The sequence below is a fragment of the Sphingomonas sp. Ant H11 genome, from assembly GCF_000797515.1.
Classification (GTDB): domain Bacteria; phylum Pseudomonadota; class Alphaproteobacteria; order Sphingomonadales; family Sphingomonadaceae; genus Sphingomonas.
In genome coordinates this window covers 22783-28928 of sequence record NZ_JSBN01000090.1, presented here as the reverse complement: position 1 = coordinate 28928, position 6146 = coordinate 22783, and the positions used below count along the sequence as shown (strand labels likewise).

General features: G+C 68.9%; 7 protein-coding genes and 1 pseudogene. All 8 read right to left on the bottom strand.

The window, feature by feature from the left end:
- Positions 1 to 73: 73 nt before the first annotated feature.
- Positions 74 to 643, bottom strand: a complete 570-nt coding sequence (locus NW75_RS15995; protein WP_033966164.1) for a histidine phosphatase family protein — start codon at positions 641 to 643, stop codon at positions 74 to 76.
- Positions 640 to 1655: pseudogene (gene cobT, locus NW75_RS15990) on the bottom strand (nicotinate-nucleotide--dimethylbenzimidazole phosphoribosyltransferase). The gene NW75_RS15995 and the pseudogene cobT overlap by 4 nt, the downstream one beginning before the upstream one ends.
- Entirely contained in the window at positions 1652 to 2059 is a 408-nt protein-coding gene (locus NW75_RS15985) for a DUF1636 domain-containing protein (RefSeq protein ID WP_033966163.1), read from the bottom strand. The pseudogene cobT and the gene NW75_RS15985 overlap by 4 nt, the downstream one beginning before the upstream one ends.
- 25 nt (positions 2060 to 2084) lie before the next feature.
- Complete coding sequence (gene bluB / locus NW75_RS15980; RefSeq protein WP_033966162.1) at positions 2085 to 2732, bottom strand: 5,6-dimethylbenzimidazole synthase; 648 nt, start codon at positions 2730 to 2732, stop codon at positions 2085 to 2087.
- Positions 2729 to 3355 carry a cob(I)yrinic acid a,c-diamide adenosyltransferase gene (gene cobO / locus NW75_RS15975; protein ID WP_052192458.1) on the bottom strand — a complete coding sequence of 209 codons (627 nt, stop codon included), beginning with the start codon at positions 3353 to 3355 and terminating at the stop codon, positions 2729 to 2731. Before cobO ends, bluB begins: the two co-directional genes overlap by 4 nt.
- Positions 3345 to 4109: a precorrin-6A synthase (deacetylating) gene (gene cobF, locus NW75_RS15970; protein ID WP_033966161.1), complete on the bottom strand. Its 765-nt coding sequence runs from the start codon at positions 4107 to 4109 to the stop codon at positions 3345 to 3347. The genes cobO and cobF overlap by 11 nt, the downstream gene beginning before the upstream one ends.
- On the bottom strand, positions 4106 to 4828 hold the full coding sequence (cobA, locus tag NW75_RS15965) for a uroporphyrinogen-III C-methyltransferase (protein WP_033966160.1): 723 nt from the start codon (positions 4826 to 4828) through the stop codon (positions 4106 to 4108). Before cobA ends, cobF begins: the two co-directional genes overlap by 4 nt.
- Positions 4825 to 6138, bottom strand: coding sequence for a cobyrinate a,c-diamide synthase (locus NW75_RS15960; RefSeq protein ID WP_033966168.1), 1314 nt, complete (start codon positions 6136 to 6138; stop codon positions 4825 to 4827). Before NW75_RS15960 ends, cobA begins: the two co-directional genes overlap by 4 nt.
- Between the last annotated feature and the right edge of the window lie 8 nt (positions 6139 to 6146).

Sequence of the window (6146 nt, the reverse complement as noted above, 5' to 3'; positions counted from 1 at the left end):
GGATCGCGTTCGCTCGCCACCACGCGCGGGGTGGGCAGCCGGGTGAGGAACTGGATGGCAAGGAGCAGGCTTTTCATGGGCGCAGGCCAATGATCTGCGCAGCGCGCGTTTCACCGGGCCACACGCGCAACGACAACAGGCTGGCATAGGGCAGATCGATTGCCCAGCTCTGGCGGGAATCGAAGCCGCACAGCACCGCCAGCGCCGCCCGCATCGCCCCGGCGTGCGTCACCACCAGAGTTGGAGCCGCCGCCAGATCGGCCAGCGCCCGCGCCACCCGCCCGACGAGATCGGACCAGCGCTCGCCCGCCGGCGGCGCGCAGCCATCGGGATCGTCCCAAAAGCGCGAGAGCGCGGCACCGTCCACTGCGTTGGGGGGCAGGCCGTCCCACTGCCCGAAGTCCAATTCGCGCCAACGCGGATCGATCGTCAGCGGAATGTCCGTCATCGCCGCGATCGCCTCGCCCGCATGCTTGGCGCGCGTGAGATCGGATGCGATCAGCACCTCGAGATCCAGCTCCCGCGCTTGCGCCACGCACGCGGCAATGCCCGACGCCAGCGGGGCGGTGTCGGTGTGGCCAAGCAAGCGCCCCGCACCTTCCGGCTCGCCATGACGCAGGAGATGCAGGACGAAGCTGCTCACAACGCCTCCGCCACCCCCGCCTCGGCAAAGGTCGCCATGCCGTTATGCGCGGCGAGCGCGCTGCGAAGGACCGACACGGCCACCGCGCCGCCGCTGCCCTCACCCAGCCGCATCCCGAGCGACAGGAGCGGCTCCAGTCCCAATTGGCCGAGAAGGCGGACATGCCCCGGCTCGGCCGAACAATGCCCGGCGATACAGTGATCGGGGATGGCAGGCGCGTGGGCGGCCAGCGGTGCCAGCGCCGCGCAGGTGATAAAACCATCGAGCACCACCGGCACGCGCTGCCGCCGCGCGGCAAGTATGGTGCCCGCAATCGCGGCGATTTCGCGCCCGCCCAGTCGTCGCAACGTTTCAAAGGGGGTGCGCGGTGCCCCCGCGTGGAACGCCAGCGCGCATTCGACCACCGCGACCTTGCGGGCGATGCCGGTCGGGTCGACACCGGTTCCCGGCCCGACCCAGTCCGCCGCCGCGCCGCCAAAGCTGCGCGCGCACAGGGCGGCGGCGGCGGTGGTGTTGCCGATGCCCATCTCGCCGACCACCAGCAGGTCGAGCCCCGGCTTAACCACGGTGGCCCCGGCGGAAAGGGCGGCCAGGCATTCGCCCTCCGTCATTGCGGGGCTTTGCGTGAAATCAGCCGTCGGACGATCGAGCTCCAGCGCGACCACCGAAAGCTCCAGCCCCGCCGCCGCCGCCAGGGCATTGATCGCCGCGCCGCCCTTCGCGAAATTGGCGACCATCGCCTGGGTGACGCTGGCGGGAAAGGCGCTGACGCCATGCGCGACAAAGCCGTGATTGCCGGCGAAATGGCGGCGCGCCCGTGCGCGATGCGCGGTCGCGCGGTGCCCTGCCACCCGGCCATGAACAGCGCGAGATCCTCCAGACGGCCGAGCGACCCCGGTGGCTTGGTCAATGCCGCTTGCCGCGCGCGTGCTTGCGCAATTGCCGTCGCATCGGGCTCGGGTAAATTGGCCAGCGCGGCATCGAACGCGGCGGGTGTGGCAAAACCGCTCATTGCGCGACAAAGCCCGGCGGTGGCGTGCGGGTGATGAAATGCCCCTTCACGCCCTGCGGCCACTCTTTGAAGGGCACGCGGCCATGCTCGCTCTCGGCATAGGCCAGCGCGTAGTCGAGCAAGGCGGTTGCGGCATCGGCATCCGGCGTGAACCGGCCCAGCACATAGCCGACCTTGCCCGGCGCGCGCAGATGCACGGTGCAGAATTCGGCACAGGCGAACAGGCACGGCATTTCCTGCACGGCGATGCCTGCATAGCGTGGGTCACCAGCCTGTGCTTCGCGTAACGCCGCGACCAGCCGCGCGCCGCCGCGCAGGCCGACCGCATCCTCTTTCGCATCGGCGCTGTGGCGACAGGTGTTGCAGGCGACGATGGCGGGGCCATCCTCGACGGGGGTCAGCATTAGGGACGGGCCTTTTCTGTTGGGGTCATCGTTCGAAAATCCGGTCGTCCATGGGTTCGCGTGCCTGCCAGCCGTGCCGTTCGAGTTCGGGCGTAAGGGAGGCCTCGCTCGGGTAGCCGACACACAACACTGCAATCAGCGACCACTGCGCCGGCACGTCGAGCAGCGCCTGAACCTCCAGCGGATCCACGATCGATACCCAGCCCATGCCGATGCCGCGCAGCCGCGCCGTCAGCCACAGCGTGTGGATCGCCATGACGCACGAATAGCGCAGCATTTCGGGCATGGTCGCGACGCCGAGGCCGTGCCCGGCGGCGGGTTGCTCGTCGCAGAAGACCGCCAGCACTTCGGGGGCCTCGCGCAAGCCGTGCAGCTTCAGCGCCTGATAGCGATCGTACCGTTCGGTGCCGCGATAACGCGTTGCCGCTTCGGCCTTTTGCGCATCGACATGGATGGCCAGCGCGTCGCGCAGTGCACGCGTGCGCACCCGCACGAAGCGCCACGGCTGCGCATTGCCGACCGACGGCGCGAAAGCGGCCGAATGCAGGATGGCGCGTATGTCCGCTTCCGCCACCGCGCGCGGATCGAAATGGCGCACATCGCGTCGCCAGCGCAGCAGGTTGCCGAAGCGCGCCTGAAACGCGACATCGAAGGCGGGCGGTCCTTCGGTCAAAATTCGATCCCCGCCTGCGCCTTTACGCCCGCGCGGAACGGGTGCTTGACCATCGTCATGTCGGTGACGAGATCGGCTGCGTCGATCAGCGCCTCGGGCGCATTGCGGCCGGTGACGATGACGTGCTTCCTCTCGGGCTTGGCAGCGAGCACCGCCAGCACCTCGTCGAGCGGCAGATACTCGTAACGCAACGCGATGTTCATCTCGTCGGCCAGCACCATGTGATAGGCGGGGTCCGCGATCATGCGCTGCACTTCGTCCCACGCACGGCGCGCGGCGGCGATATCGCGCGCGCGGTCCTGCGTGTCCCAGGTGAAGCCCTCGCCCATCGGCTTGAATTCGACATTGTCGGGAAAGGCGGCGAAGACGCGCGCTTCCCCGGTCTGCATCGCGCCCTTCACAAACTGGACGACGCCCACCTTCATGCCGTGCCCGATCGCGCGCACGACCATGCCCAGCGCGGCGCTGGTCTTGCCCTTGCCTTTGCCGGTGTGGACGATCAGGAGGCCCTTTTCGCGGGCCTTCCCCGCGACGATCCTGGCTTGCGCGGCCTGTTTTTTGCGCATCTTCTCGGTGTGCCGCGCTTCGATCGCCGACGCAGCGTCTTCGGGGTCAAGCGACATCGGCGCGGTTCTTTCGTAAGAGATAGATATCCATGATCCAGCCATGGCGCGCGCGCAGGTTGGCTCGCGCGGCGGCAATGCGCGGCGCGACGGTGGCGAGCGGTCCGTGGATCAGCGTTTCCTGTGGCATCCCGACATAGGCACCCCACCAGATCGAAATGCCGTCCGGCTCCAGCACCTCGAACGCGCAGCCGCTGTCGAGCATAACCACAACCGTGTCGGCCGCGTCGGGCCAGCCACAGGCGCGCAATAACCGCCCGGTGGTGATCGTGACGGCACCCGCGAGGGCATTGAGCGGGATGGCGTGCGCGGCGGTGAGCAGCTGCAGGCTGGTCAGTCCCGGCACGACGCGCACGCGGAGCGGCAGGCCGCTCGCCCGCAACCGCTCCGCGATGCGCAAGCTGCTGTCATAGAGCGCGGGATCGCCCCAGACGAGCAGCGCCAGCCGCCCGCCCTCGGGCAAATGCGCCACGATCTGAGCGCGCCATGCGGCGGCGATGGCGTCGTGCCAGTCGTCGACGGCGTGGGCATAGTCCCCGCCTGCTGCGCGCACCGGCATGTCGAAGGCGACGATCCGCGTCGGCCCGGTCAGCACCCGCGCGCAGATCGCGCGGCGCAGGTCGATCAGGTCGGATTTGGCATCGCCCTTGCGCGGCAGCAGGATCAGGTCGGCGCTGTTCATCGCCTGCACCGCCTGCGCGGTCAGATGGTCGGGATTGCCGGTGGCGATGCCGATCAGGTCGAGATCGATCATGCGTCCTCCATCAACGGGCCATAGAGGATCAGCGCGGGGGCCGATCCCGCGCCCTTGGTCAGCGCATCGGCCAGCGCGGCGACCGAGCTGCGCGTTATCCGCTGACTGGCATGGCCGACATTTTCGGCCAGCAACGCGGGTGTCTGCGGCGGCAATCCGGCGGCGATCAGACGCGTGGCCAGCGCGGGGAAGGTGCGCTTGGGCATGAACACCACCGTCGTCGCCTCGGCATCGGCGAGCGCCGCCAGATTGAGGTCGTGCGGCAGCGCCCCGGTCGCATCGTGCCCAGTGATGAACTGAACGCGCCGCGCCAGCGCCCGCCGCGTGAGCGGGATCGCCGCCGCCGCCGCCGCTGCGCTGGCCGAACTGACGCCGGCAATGATCTCGAAGGGGATGTTCGCCAGCCGCAACGCTTCGATCTCCTCCTCCAGCCGACCGAAGATCCCGGCGTCGCCCGACTTTAGCCGCACCACACGCCCACCCGTGGCAGCATGGGCGACGAGCAAGCGGTTCACTTCGGCCTGGCTGGGGGAGGGGCGTCCGGCGCGTTTGCCGACATCGATCAAGGTCGTACCGGCGCGGACGTGGTCGAGCATCGCACCGGAGGCGAGATCGTCGAACAGCACGGCATCGGCCTGTTGCAGCCGCGACAGGCCCTTCAGCGTCAGCAATTCGGGATCGCCGGGGCCGGCGCCGACAAAGGAAACAAAGCCGGTCATTGTGCGGTAGCGATCATATGAAAATAGCTGCCGGTGACGCGGCCGCGCCGCGAGCCGGTTTCGGCGACCGCTGCGCCGTCAGCGTCGGTGACATAAGCGAGCGGTGCGTCGGTCTGTTCGACGACCGTCGAGTAATGAAATTCATGGCCGCGCAGCCGCGTGCCCGCCGCCAGCGCTCCCACCGGCGCGACCAGTTCGGCAAGGCGATAGCCCAGATGCATGCGGCGCTGGGCATGGCTGGTGACCAGCCCGAGCAGACCGGCCATGCGATGCGCTGCGCCGTCTTTGTCGATCAGCGCCGCGCCCAGCACCATATAGCCGCCGCATTCGCCGTGGACCGGGCGCGTCTCCGCATGGTGGCGAAGGCCACCCAGAAAGGTTGTGGCGGCGGCGATCGGCCCTGCGTGGAGTTCGGGATAGCCGCCGGGCAACCACACCATGTCGGCGGTGGCATCCGGTGCTTGATTGGCGAGCGGCGAGAAAGGCAGGATTTCCGCGCCGCCGCGTCGCCACCCCTCCAGCACGTGCGGATAGACGAAGGAGAAGGCGGCATCGCGCGCGATCGCGATGCGTTGGGCTGGCGGCGCGGGCAGGAGCGAACGGTCGGGCGTGTGCGCCCGTTTCTGCGCGGCGGCGGCGCAAATCGCGTCGAGATCGGCATGGTCGCGCAGGAAGGCGGCATAATCGGCGATCGCGGCATCGAGCGCGGGATGTTCGATCGCCTGGACGAGCCCCAGATGCCGCTCGGGCAAGGTCAAGTCGCCACGGCGCGGCAAGGCCCCCAGCACCGCAATTCCCACCGCTTCCAGTCCGCGCCGTACCAGCCGTTCGTGGCGCGGGCTGGCGACGCGGTTGAGGATGACCCCGGCGAGCGGGACAGTGGGGTCGAGCAGCTTGAAACCAAGCGCGATCGCTGCCGCAGACTGCGCCTGGCCCGACACATCAATCACCAGCACGACGGGCCAGCCCATGCGGCGCGCAATGTCGGCGCTTGCCCCGTTGCCAGTGGCACCGGGTTGGGCGACGCCATCATAAAGCCCCATCGAGCCTTCGGCGAGGACGAGATCCGCGCCCGCTGCTTCGCCTGCGATCGTATCGAGCAAACCACCCGTCATCGCCCAACTGTCGAGGTTGAACGACGCGCGCCCGCACGCCGCGCGGTGAAAGGCCGGATCGATATAATCGGGTCCGCTCTTGAACGGCTGCACCACCAGCCCGCGTGCGCTGAGCGCGCGGAGCAGCCCGAGCATGACCGTTGTCTTGCCCGTGCCCGATGCCGGGGCGGCGATCATGAGGCCCGGCACGCTCATTCGGCAGA